At 68.7% G+C, this 17945-nt stretch carries 16 protein-coding genes; 6 read left to right on the forward strand and 10 right to left on the reverse strand.

The genetic code is table 11. The features are described 5' to 3' along the window. Nucleotides 1–111: 111 nt before the first annotated feature. The 4 genes from ACFM35_RS15645 to ACFM35_RS15660 form a co-directional block, all read right to left on the reverse strand. Entirely contained in the window at nt 112–885 is a 774-nt protein-coding gene (locus tag ACFM35_RS15645) for a 3-oxoacyl-ACP reductase (RefSeq protein WP_378843746.1), read from the reverse strand. Nucleotides 886–1064: 179 nt separating this feature from the next. Then, nucleotides 1065–2429 (reverse strand): aldehyde dehydrogenase family protein, encoded by a 1365-nt coding sequence (locus tag ACFM35_RS15650; protein WP_378843748.1) that lies wholly within the window; start codon nt 2427–2429, stop codon nt 1065–1067. Beyond that, nucleotides 2426–3244 carry a gamma-glutamyl-gamma-aminobutyrate hydrolase family protein gene (locus ACFM35_RS15655; protein ID WP_378843750.1) on the reverse strand — a complete coding sequence of 273 codons (819 nt, stop codon included), beginning with the start codon at nt 3242–3244 and terminating at the stop codon, nt 2426–2428. The genes ACFM35_RS15650 and ACFM35_RS15655 overlap by 4 nt, the downstream gene beginning before the upstream one ends. Beyond that, nucleotides 3231–4586 (reverse strand): glutamine synthetase family protein, encoded by a 1356-nt coding sequence (locus ACFM35_RS15660; RefSeq protein ID WP_378843752.1) that lies wholly within the window; start codon nt 4584–4586, stop codon nt 3231–3233. Before ACFM35_RS15660 ends, ACFM35_RS15655 begins: the two co-directional genes overlap by 14 nt. A 169-nt stretch (nt 4587–4755) precedes the next feature. On the opposite strand from ACFM35_RS15660, the gene ACFM35_RS15665 reads away from it, so the two are divergent. Beyond that, on the forward strand, nt 4756–6303 hold the full coding sequence (locus tag ACFM35_RS15665) for an amino acid permease (protein ID WP_378843754.1): 1548 nt from the start codon (nt 4756–4758) through the stop codon (nt 6301–6303). 354 nt (nt 6304–6657) lie between these two features. Here ACFM35_RS15665 and ACFM35_RS15670 read toward each other — a convergent pair whose 3' ends face one another. The 3 genes from ACFM35_RS15670 to ACFM35_RS15680 form a co-directional block, all read right to left on the reverse strand. Next, the gene (locus ACFM35_RS15670) at nt 6658–7404 is read right to left on the reverse strand and encodes a hypothetical protein (RefSeq protein WP_378843756.1); all 747 of its coding nucleotides are present in this window, start codon (nt 7402–7404) and stop codon (nt 6658–6660) included. A gap of 81 nt (nt 7405–7485) precedes the next feature. Then, the gene (locus ACFM35_RS15675; RefSeq protein ID WP_378843758.1) at nt 7486–7989 is read right to left on the reverse strand and encodes an amino-acid N-acetyltransferase; all 504 of its coding nucleotides are present in this window, start codon (nt 7987–7989) and stop codon (nt 7486–7488) included. Nucleotides 7990–8094: 105 nt separating this feature from the next. Next, entirely contained in the window at nt 8095–10623 is a 2529-nt protein-coding gene (locus tag ACFM35_RS15680) for an ATP-dependent Clp protease ATP-binding subunit (RefSeq protein WP_378843760.1), read from the reverse strand. Between the two features lie 187 nt (nt 10624–10810). On the opposite strand from ACFM35_RS15680, the gene ACFM35_RS15685 reads away from it, so the two are divergent. Further along, on the forward strand, nt 10811–11419 hold the full coding sequence (locus ACFM35_RS15685) for a hypothetical protein (protein ID WP_378843762.1): 609 nt from the start codon (nt 10811–10813) through the stop codon (nt 11417–11419). Beyond that, on the forward strand, nt 11416–11652 hold the full coding sequence (locus ACFM35_RS15690; RefSeq protein WP_378843764.1) for a helix-turn-helix domain-containing protein: 237 nt from the start codon (nt 11416–11418) through the stop codon (nt 11650–11652). The genes ACFM35_RS15685 and ACFM35_RS15690 overlap by 4 nt, the downstream gene beginning before the upstream one ends. Nucleotides 11653–11710: 58 nt before the next feature. Here the strand turns inward: ACFM35_RS15690 and ACFM35_RS15695 are convergent, their stop codons facing one another. From ACFM35_RS15695 to ACFM35_RS15705, 3 genes are all read right to left on the reverse strand, one after another. Then, complete coding sequence (locus ACFM35_RS15695; RefSeq protein ID WP_378843766.1) at nt 11711–12433, reverse strand: hypothetical protein; 723 nt, start codon at nt 12431–12433, stop codon at nt 11711–11713. A gap of 157 nt (nt 12434–12590) precedes the next feature. Next, the gene (gene cls / locus ACFM35_RS15700) at nt 12591–14057 is read right to left on the reverse strand and encodes a cardiolipin synthase (RefSeq protein ID WP_378843768.1); all 1467 of its coding nucleotides are present in this window, start codon (nt 14055–14057) and stop codon (nt 12591–12593) included. Nucleotides 14058–14119: 62 nt separating this feature from the next. After that, nucleotides 14120–14308 carry a hypothetical protein gene (locus ACFM35_RS15705; protein ID WP_378843769.1) on the reverse strand — a complete coding sequence of 63 codons (189 nt, stop codon included), beginning with the start codon at nt 14306–14308 and terminating at the stop codon, nt 14120–14122. 214 nt (nt 14309–14522) lie between these two features. Here ACFM35_RS15705 and ACFM35_RS15710 point away from each other — a divergent pair, with 214 nt between their 5' ends. The 3 genes from ACFM35_RS15710 (at nt 14523) to ACFM35_RS15720 (ending at nt 17915) form a co-directional block, all read left to right on the forward strand. Next, complete coding sequence (locus ACFM35_RS15710) at nt 14523–15722, forward strand: DUF4192 family protein (RefSeq protein WP_378843771.1); 1200 nt, start codon at nt 14523–14525, stop codon at nt 15720–15722. A gap of 70 nt (nt 15723–15792) precedes the next feature. After that, nucleotides 15793–16776, forward strand: a complete 984-nt coding sequence (locus ACFM35_RS15715) for an ABC transporter ATP-binding protein (RefSeq protein WP_378843773.1) — start codon at nt 15793–15795, stop codon at nt 16774–16776. Next, a complete protein-coding gene (locus ACFM35_RS15720; RefSeq protein WP_378843775.1) occupies nt 16773–17915 on the forward strand; it encodes an ABC transporter permease in 1143 nt (380 codons plus the stop codon). Before ACFM35_RS15715 ends, ACFM35_RS15720 begins: the two co-directional genes overlap by 4 nt. Nucleotides 17916–17945: the final 30 nt, after the last annotated feature.

Below are 17945 nucleotides of genomic sequence, written 5' to 3' on the forward strand. Positions count from 1 at the left end.
GTGATCTGACCCGCCTGTGCGCAACTCCTCAAAAAACGGTGCGCCGCGTGCTCGTGGCCACCAGAACGCCGATCTCGCTGCATTCTTGAGGAGTCCGCGGCACGAGACGATTCACAGCGGCGTCACATAGGCGCTGCTGATGCCGCCGTCCACGACGAAGGTCGACGCCGTGATGAACGACGCATCGTCTGAGGCCAGGAAGGCGACGGCCGCGGCGAGTTCCTCCGGCTGCGCGAACCGTCCCATCGGCACGTGCACGAGCCGCCGCTGCGCGCGCTCCGGGTCCGAGGCGAAAAGCTCCTGCAGGAGCGGCGTGTTCACCGGGCCGGGGCAAAGTGCGTTCACGCGGATCCCCTGCCGCGCGAACTGCACCCCGAGCTCACGGGTCATCGCCAGCACCCCGCCCTTCGACGCGGTGTAGCTGATCTGCGACGTCGCCGAGCCGAGCAGCGCGACGAACGATGCCGTGTTGATGATCGATCCGCGACCCTGCGGCACCATATGCCGCAGCGCAGCGCGCGAGCAGAGATACACGCTCTTCAGGTTCACATCCTGCACGCGGTCCCATGCGGGGAGCTCGGTCGTCTCGATCGAATCGTCGTCGGGCGGGGAGATCCCCGCGTTGTTGAACGCGATGTCCAGCCGTCCGAGATCTCCGGCGACCGAGTCGAAGAGCATGTTGACGGATGCCTCGTCCGCGACGTCCACCGGCCGGAAGAGTCCGTCGACCTCGGCTGCCGCCGCCTCGCCCGACGCGGGATCGAGGTCGGCGATCACCACCCGCGCGCCCTCGGCCGCGAACCGTCGTGCCGTCGCCAGGCCGATCCCCGACGCGCCGCCGGTGATGATTGCGACCCTGTCCTTGAGCCTCTGCGTCAGATCCATCTCATGCCTTCCCGTTCCACGCCGTGCCGTGCCATCTCATGCCTTCCCGTCCCCGCGGATCCGCGCCACGAGCGTGCCGTGCCCACGTTGCGCGGCTTCCGGCCCGGCGAACCCGCCCCGCCCGGACACGCAGCTCCGGCTGCGCCGCGCCACCGCGTCGGCGGGCTCGCCGAGCCCGCTCACCGGGCATCCGTCGCGAAGAACACGTTCTTCGTCTCGGTGAAATGCTCCGCGGCATCCGGCCCGAGCTCGCGGCCGAGTCCCGACGCCTTCATGCCGCCGAAGGGCGTCCAGTAGCGCACCGAGGAATGGGAGTTGACCGACAGCACGCCGCTCTTGACCCCGCGCGAGACGCGGACGGCACGGCCGAGGTTCTCGGTCCAGAGCGATCCCGCCAAGCCGTACGCGGTGTCGTTCGCCAGACGGATCGCGTCGGCCTCATCGTCGAAGGGCAGCACGGCCACGACCGGGCCGAAGACCTCCTCCTGCGCGATCCGGTCCCCGGGGTCCGCCAGGACGACGGTCGGCGCGAACCAGAACCCGTCGCCCGACGGGGCCGAGCCGCGGAACGCCACCCGGTCATCGTCGACGAACGACGCCACCGTGTCGCGGTGCGCCGCCGAGATGAGCGGGCCCATCGACGTCGACTCCAGCGACGGATCGCCCACTTTCCAGTCCCGGACGGCGGGCTCGAGCAGCTCGAGGAACCGATCGTAGACCGACCGCTGCACGAGGATGCGGCTGCGCGCGCAGCAGTCCTGACCCGCGTTGTCGAACACGGCCCCGGGGGCGGCGGACGCGGCGGCCTCGAGATCGGCGTCGGCGAACACGATGTTGGCGCTCTTGCCTCCGAGCTCGAGCGTCACCGGCTTGAGTCCGCGTGCGCATCCCGCCGCGACCTCGACGCCGACCGGCGTCGAGCCGGTGAAGACGACCTTGCGCACGTCGGGGTGCGTCACGAAGCGCTCCCCGACCACCGACCCCGCACCGGTGATGACCTGGAAGAGTCCTTCGGGAAGGCCCGCCTCGAGGGCGAGCTCACCCAATCGCACCGCGGTCAGCGGCGTCAGTTCGGCGGGCTTCATCACCACCGCGTTGCCGGCGGCGAGCGCCGGTGCGAACCCCCACGACGCGATCGTCATCGGGAAGTTCCACGGCACGATGATGCCGACGACGCCGTACGGCTCGTGGAACGTGACGTTCAACCCCCCGGCGACCGGGATCTGCTGCCCGGACAACCGCTCCGGCGCCCCGGCGGAGAAGTTGAGCACCTGCGCGACGTGCGACGCCTCCCACCGAGCAGACGAGATCGGATGCCCAGAATTCTGCACCTCGAGGGCCGCGAGCTCTTCGACATGCTGTTCGACGATGCGCGCGAAGGCGCGCAGAGCGTCGGACCGGGCGACCGGAGCCGCATCTGCCCACCCGCGCTGAGCGGTCACCGCGCGGGCGACGGCGGCGTCGACCTCGTCCACCGTGGCGCGCGGCATCTCCTGGAACGCCCGGCCCGTGGCCGGATTGATCAGGGTGTAGGTGTCGCTCACGCGAGAATCCCTTCGTTTCGCGTCGTCCGCTCGCCGACCGGCGCGCTCCGGTGCTGCGGGAGGACGGACGGAGAGGCGTGCTTACGCGCGGCGAACTCGGCGGCCGCGTCGACGAGGCCGGCGAACAGCCGCCGATCCTCGGGGTTCTCCTCGGGGTGCCATTGGACGCCGACCAGGTACGCAGCATCCGGATCCTCGAACGCCTGCACCAGACCGTCGTCCGTGCGTCCGCTCACGACGAGACCTTCGCCCACGCGGTCCACGCCCTGGTGGTGGTAGCTGTGCACATCGAGGTCGCCGTCTCCGACGAGCCGCGCCAGGGTCGAGTTCGGCGCGACGGCGACGGCGTTCGTGGCGAAGACTCCGCCTCCGATCCGGTACCGCTCCGTGCCGAGCGCCTCGGGCAGGTGCTGGTGCAGGGTCCCACCCCGCGCGACGTTGACGAGCTGCAGTCCGCGGCAGATGGCGAACACGGGCAGCCGCCGCACCTCGGCGCCGCGGAACAGGGCCAGCTCCCACGCGTCGCGATCGCTGCGCGCAGGATCGGTGGTGGGGTGACGCTCGGCGCCGTACAGTTCGGGAGCGACGTCGAGTCCCCCGGTGAGGATGAGCCCGTCGATGCCGTCGAGGACGACCTCGGCCGCGGCATCCGGATTCGGCTGCGGTGGCAGCAGCACCGCGGCACCGCCCGACGCGGTCACGGCGTCGAAGTACTGCTGGGGGAGGAACGAGGCACGCACGTCCCACACACCCTGCTTCGCCTGCTCAAGGTAGGTCGTGAGTCCGACGACCGGCGGGCGCTCAGAGGCGCTCAAAACCGCGCACCCTCTCCCACTCGGTGACGACGGAGTCGTAGGCCTCGACCTCGATCCGCGCCTGGTTGAGGTAGTGCTCGACCATGTCGTCACCGAAGGCCTCGCGCGCGATCGTCGACTCGCCGAAGAGTCGAGCGGCGTCGCGCAGGGTGGTCGGCAGCTGGTCGACCCCCGCGGCGTAGGCGTTCCCCGTCATCGGCGGGGGCAGCTCGAGTTCGTTCTGCACGCCGTGGAGTCCGCCGGCCATGATCGCGGCGATCGCGAGGTAGGGGTTCACGTCACCGCCGGGCACCCGGTTCTCCACGCGCAGGCCGGCTCCGCGCCCGACGACGCGCAGCGCGCACGTCCGGTTGTCGACGCCCCACGCGATGCCGGTCGGCGCGAACGAGCCCTTGGCGAAGCGCTTGTACGAATTGATGTTGGGTGCGTACAGGAGGGTGAATTCCCGCAGGGTGGCCAGCACGCCGGCGATCCAGTGACCCATGAACGGGCTGAAGCCGTACTCGCCGTCTCCGGCCATCACCGCGTCGCCGTCCTCACCCTGCACCGAGAGGTGAATGTGGCAGCTGTTGCCTTCGCGCTCGTTGAATTTGGCCATGAACGTCAGCGACTTGCCGTGCTTGTCGGCGATCTCCTTCGCACCGTTCTTGTAGATCGCGTGCTGGTCGGCGGTCTCGAGAACCTCGGCGTAGCGGAACCCGATCTCCTGCTGACCGAGGTTGCACTCGCCCTTGACCCCCTCGCAGTACATGCCCGCGCCCTCCATGCCGACACGGATGTCGCGCAGCAGCGGCTCCATGCGCGTCGAGGCGAGCAGGTTGTAGTCGATGTTGTAGTCGGTGGCCGGCTGGAGGTCGCGGTACCCCTTGCTCCAGGCCTCGCGATAGGAGTCGTCGAAGACGATGAACTCGAGCTCGGTGGCGGCGTAGCCGACGAGGCCCCGGTCTGCGAGGCGTTCGCGCTGTCGTTTCAGGATGTCGCGGGGCGACTGCGTCACGCGATCACCGCTTTCCCAGCCGAGGTCGGCCATGACGAGCGCCGTGCCCGGCAGCCAGGGGATCGTTCGCAACGTCTCGAGATCGCTCAGCAGCATCATGTCGCCGTAGCCGGTCTCCCAGCTCGACATCGGGTAGCCCTCGACGGTGTTCATGTCGACGTCCACCGACAGCAGGTAGTTGCACGCCTCCGCACCGTGCGGCAGGACGACGTCGGTGAAGAAGCGCGCCGAGGTGCGCTTTCCCACGAGGCGGCCCTGCGCATCCGCGAAGGCGACGATCACCGTGTCGATCTCGCCCTGTGCGATCCGACTCTGCAGCTCCGCGACACTGAGGTTTCCCGGCATCCGTCCCTCTCCTCTTCCGCGTCCCCCTGCGCATGCGGCGGGATGCCCCTGCGACGTGCACCAACTGTAACGAGGAACTTACATCCAAAGGTAGACACATCCTGCCAATAGGCATCACAATCGGGGCCAGGGCGCGGCCGCGCGCTCACCCGAAGCGCACGGAGGACTGATGTCTCAAGCGAGCAACGACGCGCGGAAGGTCGCAGGAGCGACCTATACCCGTGCAGGCACCGACTATTTCGAGAAGCGGACCCTGAAACGATCGGCCGGCATCTGGGGCCTGTGGGGCCTGGCCGTGGCCGCGGTCATCTCGGGCGACTTCTCGGGCTGGAACTTCGGCATCGACTTCGCCGGTTTCGGCGGGATGCTGATCGCCTTCGTGATCCTGATCGCGATGTACTACGGGATGATCTTCTCGATCGGGGAGATGGCGGCCGCGATGCCGCACACGGGCGGGGCCTACTCGTTCGCACGGTCGGCCATGGGACCGTGGGGAGGCCTCATCACCGGCGCCGCGGAGACCATCGAGTACGTCGCGACAACTGCGGTGATCGTCTACTTCTCGGCGTCCTACGCCGATGCGATCACCAGTAATCTGCTGGGGATCTCCCTGCCCGCGTGGGTCTGGTGGATCATCCTGTACGCCTTGTTCATCGCCCTGAATGCGGCGGGCGCCGCCATCTCCTTCAGATTCGCGATCGTGGTCTCGATCATCTCCATCGCGATCATCCTGGTCTTCTCGGCGATGGCGGTCTTCTCGGGGGCCTTCTCCTGGGCCGCGCTGTGGGACATCGCGCCCGATCCCGGGCAGACGGAGTTCCTCCCGCACGGGGTGTTCCCGATCCTGTTCGCCCTCCCCTTCGCGATGTGGTTCTTCCTCGGCATCGAGGAGCTGCCCCTGGCCGCAGAGGAATCACACAACCCGGTGCGCGACATCCCGAAGGCCGGCTTCTGGGCCCGCGGCACCCTGATCGTCACGGGCCTGCTCGTGCTGTTCCTGAACACCGGTGTCATCGGCGCCGAAGCGACGGGCACAGCCGGCGAGCCGCTGCTCGACGGCTTCCGCGCCATCGTGGGCGATGAAGCGGCCGCCGTGCTCGCGCTGTTCGCGCTGGTCGGCCTGCTGGCGTCGCTCCAGGGCATCATGTTCGCCTACGGACGCAACATGTACTCCCTTTCGCGGGCCGGCTACTATCCGCGCTTCCTCTCGCTCACGGGCAAGCGGCAGACGCCCTGGGTCGCGCTCGTCGTCGGAGCCGTGATCGGGTTCATCGCGCTGGTCGTACTGGATGTGCTGGCCAGCGTCGACGCCGAGGGCGCGGGCGCCGTCGCCGGGGCGATCGTCCTGAACATCGCGGTGTGGGGCGCCGTGCTGGCGTACCTGCTGCAGATGGTGTCGTTCATCATCCTGCGGCGGAAGTACCCGAACGCCGAGCGTCCGTACCGCAGCCCGTGGGGCATCCCCGGTGCGGTCATCGCCGCCGTCATCGCCGCGCTCATCTTCGTCGGATTCCTGCTCAACCCGACATTCGGACCGGCGATCATCGCCATCGTGGTCGTGTACGCGATCATCCTGATCGGCTTCGCGGTGTTCTACCGCCACCGGCTGATCCTCTCGCCGGAGGAGGAATACGCCCTGTCGGGCGGCTCGCACGGTGACCCCATGTCGGAGGGCTACGACCAGATGGACTCGGAGGTCTTCGGCGACAAGCCCTGACGCGGGGCGACCGGCCGCGAGGAGCCGGAGAAGAGGCCGGCGGGATCGAGACGACGAATGTCGCTCGATCCCGCCTTCCGCGCGTGCCCCCCGGTACGCGCAGGACCCCCTCGAGTCATCCGCTGCGCGGCGGCCGACTCGAGAGGGCCCTCGGCTCTCCACATCGAAGTTCGTGATCCGGTTCGCTGGGGGCGAATTCGGCGACGCCACTGGGGAGGCGACGAACCCATATCGGTGGGAGCTAGCCCTAGGGTATGCCTGCCCACCGGTTCTTGTCTGTCCCCTCTTCGGGGGACAGCACGAGTCATCCCGATCGACGACGCGCGAGTGCTCCGCGGCCGAGCATCTGAGGCCTCAGTAGAGCAGGATCTGCGTCGACTGGGTCGACGAGATCCCGCCGATCGCCACCGACAGGTGGTACGACGCCCCACCGCCAGGCGCCTTCTGCCGATCGGTCGCGTCACAGGATCCGACCGCTGAGCGCGTGCGGTCCCAGGTGAGAGGCGCCGCACTCGTCACCGTCTGACCGGCGGCGAGCAACACGACCATGTCGCTCGGCTCGCTCTGGCAGTCGGTGGAGCGCCACCAGATGTCGCTGCCGCTCATCACGGTGAACGTCTGGGTGCTGGTTCCGACGTTCATCGTGCAGTCCTTGCCGCTGCGGTTCGTCAGCGAGATCGAGAACTGGGGATTCTGACCCGCGGCATAAGTCTCGGCATCGGCCACGGGCTTGACCTGCACGTCGCTCGCGATGCACGGTGTCGCGACGACGGGGGCACCGACGGTCGTCTCCGGCGTGGGCTCAGCGGTCGGTTCGGCGCTGGGGGCGGGCTCAGGGGCGGGCTCGTCCGAGATCGAAGGGCCCTCCGATGCTTCGGGGGTGGCCGTCGGGGTTGCCCCGGTGTCCGACGGAATGACCGGCGATGCGCTCGCGCCGGCGTCGGGCTTCGGTGCGGACACCTGCGCGGCGGCGCTCCGCCACGGCTGGGCGATCAGCACCCACACCACGACCGCGACCACGACGATGGCCAGCAGCACGACCAGCCGGCGCCGCCGGTAGACGGCGGGCGTCGGGCGCTTGCGAGGAGGCTGTTCGGACACGATGGGTCCAGGCTAAGCCGGGGGCACGGAGAAGCGGGGTCGGCACGCCCGGGCGGCCGTTCTGCACTCCGCGAGAGGGGCTCAGAACACCTTGAGCATGCGGGTGTTGCCGAGGGTGTTCGGCTTCACGTGCGCGAGATCGAGGAACTCGGCCACGCCCTCGTCGGGGCTGCGGATGAGCTGCGAGTAGACGTCGGCATCGACGATCTGCTCGCCGATCGGCGAGAACCCGCGGCGGGTGAAGAAGTCGACCTCGAAGGTCAGGCAGAACAGGCGACTCAGCCCAAGCTCGGAGGCGCGTCGCTCGAGCCCTTCGACGATGCCGCGGCCGACGCCGTGGTGCAGCCAGCCGTCGGCCACGATCAGCGTGCGCACCTCGCCGAGGTCTTCCCAGATCACATGCAGCGCGCCGCATCCGATGATCTCGCCCGCCGGCGTCTCGGCGACGAGGAACTCCTGCACCGACTCGAAGAGCAGTACGACGTCCTTGCCGAGCAGGATCCGCCGTTGCACGTAGGGCTCCAGGAGACCCTGGATGGCGCGCACATCCGAGGTGCGCGCTGCCCGGACGACGAACTGATCCATTGCACCAGCCTAAAGTCCGAACGGCCGCACGGTTTCACCGACGCCGAGCAGACCCGCAGACGACGAAGAGCGGATGCCGCAGCATCCGCTCTTCGTCGTCTCGGACTACTCGCCGGTGATGGCGAGGTCGGGTGTGGCGGTGATCTCTCCGGCCACGACGCCGACGGCGACCTTCTCGCCGCGGGGGGCGTTCTCGAACAGGAAGCCGGTGCTGTCGGAATCGACCTTCACGTGATCGCCCGGGACGAGCTCGCCGTGCAGGATCTTCTCCGACAGGCGGTCCTCGATCTCGTGCTGCATCGCGCGGCGGAGGGGCCGGGCACCGAGGGCGGGGTCGAACCCGATCTCGATGAGGCGTTCCTTGGCCGGCAGTGACAGCTCGATCGTCATGTCGCGATCGAGCAGACGCTCGGCGAGACGCTTCGTGAACAGGTCCACGATCTGGATCAGCTCGGGCTTGGACAGCTGCGGGAACACGATGATGTCGTCGACGCGGTTGAGGAACTCGGGCTTGAAGTGCCGCTTGAGCTCTTCCTGCACCTTGCCCTTCATCCGGTCGTAGGACGTCGCGGAGTCACCCTCGACCTGGAATCCGACCGGGCCGCCCGCGATGTCGCGCGCACCCAGGTTGGTGGTCATGATGATGACGGTGTTCTTGAAGTCGACGACGCGACCCTGACCGTCGGTGAGCCGACCCTCCTCGAGGATCTGCAGCAGCGAGTTGAAGATGTCGGGGTGGGCCTTTTCGATCTCATCGAAGAGCACGACCGAGAACGGCTTGCGGCGCACCTTCTCGGTGAGCTGACCGCCCTCTTCGAATCCGACGAATCCGGGAGGGGCGCCGAACAGACGTGAGACGGTGTGCTTCTCCCCGAACTCCGACATGTCGAGCGAGATCAGTGCGGTCTCGTCGTCGAAGAGGAACTCCGCGAGCGCCTTGGCGAGCTCGGTCTTTCCCACACCGGTCGGACCGGCGAAGATGAACGACCCCGACGGCCGCTTGGGGTCCTTGAGCCCCGCGCGCTGACGTCGGATGGTCTTCGACAGAGCGGCGATCGCCTCTTCCTGGCCGATGACGCGCTGGTGCAGCGCCTTCTCCATGAACACGAGGCGGCTGGACTCTTCCTCGGTGAGCTTGAACACCGGGATGCCGGTGGCCTGAGCAAGCACCTCTGCGATGAGCCCTTCGTCGACGACCGCGTGGGTCGCGACATCGCCGGATCGCCACTGCTTCTCGAGGCGCAGACGCTCGGCGAGGAGCGACTTCTCCTCGTCGCGCAGCGACGCGGCCTTCTCGAAGTCCTGGTCCTCGGAGGCGCGCTCCTTGTCTTCGCGGACCTTGGCGATCTTCTCGTCGAACTCGCGCAGCTCGGGCGGGGACGACAGGATCGACAGGCGCAGGCGGGCGCCGGCCTCGTCGATCAGGTCGATCGCCTTGTCGGGCAGGAAGCGATCCGAGATGTAGCGGTCGGCGAGGTTCGCGGCCGCGACGATGGCGCCGTCGGTGATCTGCACCTTGTGGTGCGCCTCGTAGCGGTCGCGCAGCCCCTTCAGGATGTTGATCGCGTGGGGCAGGCTCGGCTCGGCGACCTGGATCGGCTGGAAACGGCGCTCGAGCGCGGCATCCTTCTCGAAGTGCTTGCGGTACTCGTCCAGCGTCGTCGCACCGATCGTCTGCAGCTCGCCGCGAGCGAGGAGCGGCTTGAGGATCGAGGCGGCGTCGATCGCACCCTCGGCGGCGCCCGCACCCACGAGGGTGTGGATCTCGTCGATGAAGACGATGATGTCGCCGCGCGTGCGGATCTCCTTCGTGACCTTCTTCAGGCGCTCCTCGAAGTCGCCGCGGTAGCGCGAACCGGCGATGAGCGAACCGAGGTCGAGCGAGTAGACCTGCTTGTCTTTCAGGGTCTCGGGCACCTCGTTCTTGACGATCGCCTGGGCGAGGCCCTCGACGACCGCGGTCTTGCCGACGCCGGGCTCGCCGATCAGGACGGGGTTGTTCTTGGAGCGGCGGGAGAGGATCTGCATGACCCGCTCGATCTCCTTCTCGCGCCCGATCACCGGGTCGAGCTTGTTGTCCCGAGCGGCCTGCGTCAGGTTGCGGCCGAACTGGTCGAGCACGGCCGAGCCGCCCTGGGCGGCCTGCGTGTTGTCGTGCGCAGAACCCGAGACGCCCGCGGGCTCCTTGCCCTGACCCTGGTAGCCGCTGAGCAGCTGGATGACCTGCTGGCGCACCTTGTTGAGGTCGGCGCCCAGCTTGACGAGCACCTGGGCGGCGACGCCCTCGCCCTCGCGGATCAGGCCGAGCAGGATGTGTTCGGTGCCGATGTAGTTGTGGCCGAGCTGCAGCGCTTCGCGCAAGGACAGCTCGAGCACCTTCTTCGCACGCGGCGTGAAGGGGATGTGGCCGGTCGGCTGCTGCTGACCCTGGCCGATGATGTCCTGCACCTGCTCACGCACGGCGTCGAGCGAGATGCCGAGCGACTCGAGCGCCTTCGCGGCGACGCCCTCGCCCTCGTGGATCAGGCCGAGCAGGATGTGCTCGGTCCCGATGTAGTTGTGATTGAGCATCTTCGCCTCTTCTTGGGCGAGCACAACCACTCGGCGGGCACGGTCTGTGAATCTTTCGAACATCGTCACTCCTTCTGCGCGGGGCAGGCAGACACGGTACGCGCGCCTTTACATCGAGGGTAACCAGGGCACGGATGCCACGGGCTCCTGTTCGCCGTGGGCATAGTGCGGCCGGGGGTTGCGGCCGGTATCGATAATCGTTACGTTATGAATATCGATAACAACGATCCTCGATAAGGAGCTGACCATCATGATCGATACTCCCCAGCTTTCCCGGAGCGACCGGACCGGCATGTACCTGTACGCCGTCCTGAGCCTTGCGGGCATCGTCGCCGTCGTCGCGTGGGTCGTCTCGCGGCTCGTCGAGGTGGCGTCGGCCCGAAGCATCCCGGTCCTGGTGCCGTTCACCGGCGAGACCGCGCCGTTGCCGATCGGCCCCGGCGGTTCGGCCGTCGACGTCTCCGTCGACCGCGCCGTCATCGACGTGGCCGATCCCGCCCCCGCGACGCTCTTCGCGATCTGGGCCCAGCCGGTCGTCGTCGGCCTGACGCTGATCGCCCTGATCGCGATCGCGGGACTCTTCTGTCTGCGGCTCGCCCGCGGCCGGGCGTTCCGGCGCGGCACGGCGCGCCTGATGTACACGGGTGCCGGTGTCGTCGCCGTCGGGTGGGTGCTCGGTTCGATCCTGTCGAACATGACGGTGAACGGTGCGCTGGCGGCGGTCAGTGACCGCTCGTACGACGGTGTGGTGTTCGAAAGCGACCTGACACCGGTCTTCGTGATCCTGGTGCTCACGGCAGTGGCGACGGCCTTCCAGATCGGCGAGCGCCTCCAGCGGGAGACCGAGGGCCTCGTATGACCCCGGGCGAGGCGGAGGACGAGGCATCCGGCGTCCATTGCCGTCTCGACGAGCTGCTCGCCGAGCGGGGCATGACCCTGACCCGGCTGAGCGAGCTCGTCGGCGTCTCGATCGTCAACCTCTCCATCCTGAAGAACGACCGCGCCCGCGCCATCCGCTATTCGACGCTGTCGGCGATCTGCCGGGCGCTGGACTGCGAGGTCGGCGAGCTCCTGGTCAGGTCCGACGCCTGATGGGTCCCGTGCTCGGCGGATCTCAGCGGGTCTCCGGGCGCGGTATCCCCGCGCGGGCTCAGGAGCCGGCGATGGGGATCGTCACGTCGTCGAACTCGCCGCCCGAGAGCACGAGCTGCGCACCGGAGTCCTCCTCGAGGCCCGTCACGTCGATGATCGTCGTCCGCGGTGCCATGTCGGCCGTGCAGATCTGGTCGGCGGGCGGGGTCTGGAAGGTGACCGTGACCTCGGATGCCCCGGTCGCCTCGGCGCTCTCCAGCACCGGGACGCACGTCGAGCTGCCCCAGGACAGGAGCACGAAGGCGCCGTCGTCGAACCAGCCCGCGCTGGGCAGGTAATCGGTGGGCTGCCCGGGGATGCCGGTGAGCGAGGCATCCCCGTCGAGGTCGGTGTCGCCGGCGTACGTGCCGGTGACGACGATCTCGAGGTTCTTGGTCGGGTCGACGCCCTCCGGAAGGGTCACCACGGAGGCACGTGGCACGAGGTCCTGGGTGCAAGCCGCAGCCTCGGGGTCGGTCAGCTCGACCGTCAGTTTTCCGTCGGCGTACATCGGCTCATCGGCGATGGGGAGACACGTCGAGCTGCCCGACGTGATGATCGCGACTGCTCGGCCGCTGTCCAACCAGGCCGCATCCAGTTCGGTGACGACCGTGCCGTCCCCCGTGGGGGGCGAGGAGGACGCGGGCGATCCCGCCGTCGGGGTGGCGCAGGCGCTGAGGGCGGCGGCGGCGGCGCCGAGGGTGAGGCAGATGGCGAGGAAACGGCGGGGGGTCGAGGTCATGATTCGATCCTGTCGGAACCCGCTGGGCGCAACCGGCGAAATGGGTCACGGACCCGTAACATCCCGCTGTGCCGTTACCGGGAGACACCTCGCCCCGTGCTCGCCGCGGCGCGCGCGGCCGAGAGGGCGCAGCATCCGCTCTTCTGCTCGCCCGACGTCACTGCAGGGCGGAGGTGAGTCGCGCGAGGTTGTCGAGCACGGTCGAGCGGAGGGGCTGCTTCAGCCATTCCTCGAGGGTCAGTTCGCGGCTGAGTCCGCGGTAGATGTCCTCGACCTCGCGCATCTCGGCGACGAACTCCTCGCCGCGCACCAGCAGCGAGATCTCCATGTTGAGGCCGAAGGAGCGCATGTCCATGTTGCTCGAGCCGATCACGGCCACTTCGTCGTCGATCGTGAAGCACTTCGTGTGCAGGATGTAGGGCTTGCGGTACATCCGGATCGTGACGCCCGCGCGCAGAAGCGTCTCGTAGTAGCTGCGCTGCGCGTGGTAGACCATCGCCTGGTCGCCCTCCTCGGAGACGAACAGCTCGACATCGACCCCGCGCTGGCACGCCGTGGTGATGGCCAGCAGCAGCGACTCGTCGGGCACGAAATACGGACTCACGACCGAGATGCGGCGCTGCGCGGCGTAGAGCAGGCCGGCGAAGAGACGCAGGTTGTTCTCGCCGTCGAACCCGGGCCCGGACGGCACGACCTGGCAGTCGAGCTCACCCGGACCCGACCCGACGTTGAACAGGTCGATCTCGTCGGTGAGCACCTCGTTCGTCTCGCTGTACCAGTCCGACAGGAAGACGGCGTTGACGGATGCCACGACCGGGCCTTCGAGCCGTGTCATGAGGTCGACCCAGTGCAGGCCGCGACGGATGTTCTTCGGCAGGTTGTAGGTGGAGTCGGTCACGTTCTGCGACCCCATGAACGCTTCGGCGCCGTCGATGACCAGGAGCTTGCGGTGGTTGCGCAGATCGGGCCGCTGGTACTTGCCCTTGAACGGCTGCACGGGGAGCATCAGATGCCATTGGGCGCCCATCGCGTCGAGGCGCTTCAGGGTCTTCCGGTAGTAGGGCTTGCCGCGGTTGGCCCAGTGGTCCAGCAGCACGCGCACGGTCACGCCGCGCGCCGCCACCTCCTCCAGTGCCCGGAAGAAGTTGTCGGTCGCGTCGTCGGTCTGCAGGATGTAGAACTCGACGTGCACGTACTGCTTCGCCGTGCGGATCGCGTCGGCCATGGTGTCGAGGCTGGTCTGGTAGTCGGAGATCAAGTGGGCGGTGTTGTCACCGGCGAGCGGCATCGCCCCGAGGTTGCGGTTCATCGTCACGAGCGACGTGAACCACTCGGGCGCCCGCGGGCGGTGCGTGCCGAAGTCGAGATGCTCGCTGGTCTCCTGGATGTAGGTGTTGATCTGGTGCTGCTGACGCCGACGCTTGCGGGGAAGACGCGGGTTGCCGATGAGGAGGAAGAGGAACACCCCGATGAGAGGGATGAAGTAGATCGCGAGCAACCACGCCATGGCGGCCGTCGGGCGACGGTTGCGCGGGACGATGATGATCGCACCGACGCGCACGATGATGTCGAACACGAAGACGACGATCAGCCACCACGTGGCATCGAAGGTGATGTTGATCACCGCACCCCCTCGCCGACACGTGCTCTCAGCGTAGCGGGCGGTGTCGACACCGCCTGTCCGGGCTAGGCGCGGTCGGCGGCGGCCGCCGCGGGCAGGCCGCGCTTGGCCCGCTCCTCCGCCTCGATCTTGGAGTAGACGCGGCGCTCGGTGCGGTCCATCCGGATGATGCTCCGCAGCACGAAGAAGAACAGCACGCTGACGACGACCGTCGGCAGGAGGGCCAGGGATGCCGCGACCCAGAAGGAGTCCATGACCCCAGGATACGCGGCGCCAGGTGACCCGCGCGGAAGTGGTTCGACACCGTCCGTTCCTCCCCCGGTCGCCGCGGAAGCGCGGACACCCACAATGCCGCCGTTCCTCCACAGATCGCGAAGCTGTTTGTGCGTCGGTCCGTTCTGCGCATCCGACTCCCCAGACGCCGGCGCGATGATCCCGGCGACGGATGCCGCGGGCCAGAGTCGCGACATGACAACCATCGTGAAGGCGGCGAGCGCCGCTCAGTTCCTGTCCCTCGTCCCGCACCTGGTCGGCTGCGTGCCGCGCGACAGCCTGGTGCTCATCCCGTTCGCCGGCGGCCGCAGCCTGGGCGGGATGCGCGTGGATCTTCCGCCGGAGGACGCCGACGTCGACCCGCTGTCGGCCACCTACGTCGGTCTGGTGTGCCGCGTGCCGGACGCCGACGCGATCGCCGCGGTCATCTACACCGACGACCCTTTCGCGTCGGCCGCGGCCGGGCGGGGTTCGACGGCCGCGGGGAGGGGCACGACGACATCGTCGTCGATGCCGCGTCAGGACCTCGCCCGCGCGCTGCTTCTCCGCGCAGACGAGTGCGGGCTGCGAGTGACGAACGTGCTCTGCGTCGCGCCCGACGGATGGGGGTCGTACCTCGACCCGGAGTGCCCGGACGAGGGCCGGTCGCTGGATGATCTCGATCGGCCGTCAGGCATTCACCCCGAGCTGCCGGCTGCGCCGGTCGGCGACCAACGGGCGGGTGCACTGCTCCCGGCGGCCGATCCGGCGGAGCGGGAGAGGGTGGCGCGCGCACTGATCTCCCTCGATGACGGAGTGAGGCTGATCTGCGGACCCGACCGCGGCCGGCCCTCCGAACCCGCGCCGCCTCCGAGTGCGCGCGTCGACCCGCGGGCGCTGGCGACCGTCTGCGCGCTGGACGACCTCCCGTCCCTCTTCGAGGACGCCCTGGATGCCGGTGCCGGGGAGCGCGACCCGTACCTGGCGGCGGCCATGATCTGGTGCCTCTCCCGACCTTCCTTGCGGGACATCGCCCTCGTGCAGTGGTGCGGCGACCTTTCGGCGGGCGACGATGCGCTCCAGGCGCAGCTGCGCTGGGAGGAGGGCGAGGAGTACCCGACCTACCTCGCCATGCACATGTGGGGCGAAGGCGGTCGGCCCGATCCTGCGCGCCTCGAGAGCGCCCTCGACGTCGCCCGCCGGGCCGCAGCCACGGCGCCCCGCGATGTCCGGCCGGGCCCGCTGGCCGCGTGCGCCTGGCTTTCCTGGGCTCTCGGCCGCTCCACGCACGCCGAGCACTACGCCGAGGAAGCGCGTTCCATCGAGCCCGAGCACGGTCTCGCCGAGATCGTCTGCTCGTTCGTCCAGGCGGGTCACCTTCCCGACTGGGCGTTCCGCGCTCCGGGCGCGCGCTGACCGATGGCCGACCCTCCGAATCCGGTGTGCACTCCCGGGCCACGCCATAGCCCCCGCATAGGCTGGCGCTATGACGATGGAGCCTGCCTCAGTCCCCACGCCCGCATCCGCCTCCTCGGCGGGCATCAGCGTCGAGGGGCTGCGTCGCTCGTTCGCCGACGTCCATGCCGTCGTCGACGTGACATTCCAGGCGCATCCCGGCGAGATCACCGCCCTCGTCGGACCCAACGGGTCGGGCAAGACCACACTGCTCCTGATGCTCGCCTCCCTGCTGGCACCCGACGCCGGGCGGATGACCGTCGGCGGCGCCGATCCCGTGGCCGATCCCTCCGCCGTCCGCTCGATCCTCGGGTGGATGCCCGACGCGCTCGGTGCCTGGCCTTCGCTCACGGCGCGCGAGACGCTGGTGACGACCGCGCGGATGTACCGGATGCCGCGGGCCGAGGCATCCGCCCGCACAGAGGAGCTGCTAGCGCTCGTGCGCCTCGAAGACCTCGCAGACAAGCCCGCGCGCGTGTTCTCGCGCGGGCAGAAGCAGCGTCTCGGGCTCGCGCGGGCCCTGGTGCACAACCCTTCGGTCCTGCTGCTGGACGAACCCGCCTCCGGACTCGACCCCCAGTCCCGCATCGATCTGCGGATCCTGCTGCGGCGACTCGCCGGCGAAGGCCGGACGATCCTCGTCTCGAGCCACATCCTCGCCGAACTCGAGGAGCTCTCCGACACCGCGGTCTTCCTCCGCGGCGGACGCACGGTCAGCGCAGACCAGATCAGCTACGCACCCGAACGGGCCCGCGCATGGCGTATCCGGACGTTGGACGTCGCCGAGATCAGCGGAGCGGATGCCGCGACAGCCGTCCTCCGCGACATGGGTGTGCCACCCGACGTGATGAGCCGCGAGCGCGATGAGATCATCGCGCCGTTCACGTCCGACCGTGCGGCGGCCGACGCCCTTGCCCGACTGACGGCGGCGGGCGTGCTCGTGACGGAGTTCGCCCCTGTGACGGGTCGGCTGGAGCAGACCTTCCTCGACCTCACGGTGGGGGATCCGGCGTGAGCGCCTTCGGCGGGGGCGTCCGGACCATGATCGGGCTCGAGCTGCGGCAGCGTGTGCGCGGCGTCGCGTGGTACGTGCTGCTCGGCGTCTTCTTCGTCGTGCTGCTCATCGTGACCGCGCTGGCGACCACGTCATCGGCGTTCTCGGGCAACAGCTCCGCACTCGTCTACTCGGTCGTGACGTACGTCGTTCTGCTCATGGTGACGCTCGTCTCGCCGGCGCTGAGCGGTGGTTCGATCAACTCCGATCGGGATGCCGCGACCCTCGCACCCGTGCAGGTGACACTGCTCAGCACCGCACAGATCGTCTGGGGCAAGTTCTTCGCCGCGTGGATCACCGGACTGGCCTTCCTCGTGACGGCCGCCCCGTTCATGATCTTCGCCGCCATCCTGGGCGCCGGGCGCGGTGCGGACTCCACCGTGCGGTACGGCACGTACGCGTCCACCGCGGCGTTGGCCGACCCGGGCAACCCGGGCATCGGAGCGCTCACGGTGCTGTGCTCCCTGGCTGTGCTCGTGATCGAGGTCGGTGTGATCGCGGCGATCGGCGTCGGCCTGTCGGGAATCATCTCTCGACCCGTGCTGTCGGTCGTGACGACCTATCTCGTGGTCGCCGCGCTCAGCATCGGCACCCTCATCGCGTTCGGGCTCGGCGGCACCGCGTTCAGTTCGACCGCCACGAGCACGAACCGCTCCATCGAGTGGGACGAGGAGACCGGTCAGCCCACGACCGATCCGCCCACCTGCGGCGAGTGGACCACGTACGAGTACCAGGCCCCACGGTTCGACCGGGTGTGGTGGGTCCTGTCCGCCAACCCGTACGTGATCCTCGCCGACGCGACTCCGCTCAAGTTCGACGCCAACGGGCAGCCGGTCGACCTCTTCTCGCAGATCTCGTCGGGGGTCCGGCTGACGCAGAAGGCGCCGGAGCTCGCGCAGACGTACGACGACTGCGCGAATTACAACGACTTCAGCGCGCAGGACTACCCGACGACCGAGGAGCAGGTGGCCGGCACCGTCCCGAGCTGGTTCCTCGGCCTCGGCATCCATGTCCTCCTCGCCCTCGGCGCGCTGTGGTGGGCGATCACCCGCACCCGCACGCCCGCGAGGCGACTGCCGAAGGGCACCCGTATCGCCTGACCCGGGTCGGTCGAGCGAGCGCAGCGGAAC

Source organism: Microbacterium songi, assembly GCF_042747925.1.
Classification (GTDB): domain Bacteria; phylum Actinomycetota; class Actinomycetes; order Actinomycetales; family Microbacteriaceae; genus Microbacterium.